Source organism: Methylobacterium aquaticum (assembly GCF_001043915.1).
GTDB classification, from domain to species: Bacteria; Pseudomonadota; Alphaproteobacteria; order Rhizobiales; family Beijerinckiaceae; genus Methylobacterium; species Methylobacterium aquaticum.
Genome location: NZ_LABX01000385.1, coordinates 1 through 587 on the forward strand (window position 1 = coordinate 1; position 587 = coordinate 587).

The following is a 587-nucleotide window of genomic DNA, read 5'->3' on the forward strand; positions in this document are numbered from 1 at the left end:
TCGCCCGCCCCCGCCAAGCCGGCAGCGCCGGAGGACGACGCCTTCCGCGACGAGGTCGCGCGCCTCACCCGGCGCACCAGCCTCCTGACGATCGAGGCCGAGTCAGTGGGCCGGGAGGAGGGCGCCGCCGCGAAGGCCGAGGCGGCGTTCCGCCTGCTGGAGGCGGCCAAGAAAGCCGACCTCGCGGTGACGCCGGCGCTCCGCGCGGAGGTCGACCGGGTGGCGGAGGCTTATGGCGCCGCGACCGTCCAGGTCGAGAGGGCGGAGGCGGCGCAGCGCGCCGCCCAATCCGCCTCGCGGGAACTCGGCTCGGCGCTCTCGGACAGCTTCAAGGGCGCGATCCTGCATGGCGAGCGCCTGACCACCGTCGTTGCGCGGCTCGCCACCACGCTGGCGAGCCGGGGCCTCGACCGGGCCTTCGACGGCCTGTTCGGCCGCGGCAGCGCCGGCGCCGACCTGCTCGGCAGCGCCCTCGGCTCGCTCGGCCTGACCCAGAACCCGACCGGCCGCGCCGCCGGCGGCCCCGTCACCCCGGGCGTCGCCTACACGGTGGGCGAAAGCGGCCGCGAGACCTTCGTGCCGCTCCA

Annotated in this window: 1 pseudogene; it reads left to right on the forward strand. The window is 77.0% G+C overall.

Annotated features, from left to right (window positions below):
• Positions 1-587 (forward strand): annotated as a pseudogene (locus tag VP06_RS37555) (hypothetical protein); the annotation flags it as partial.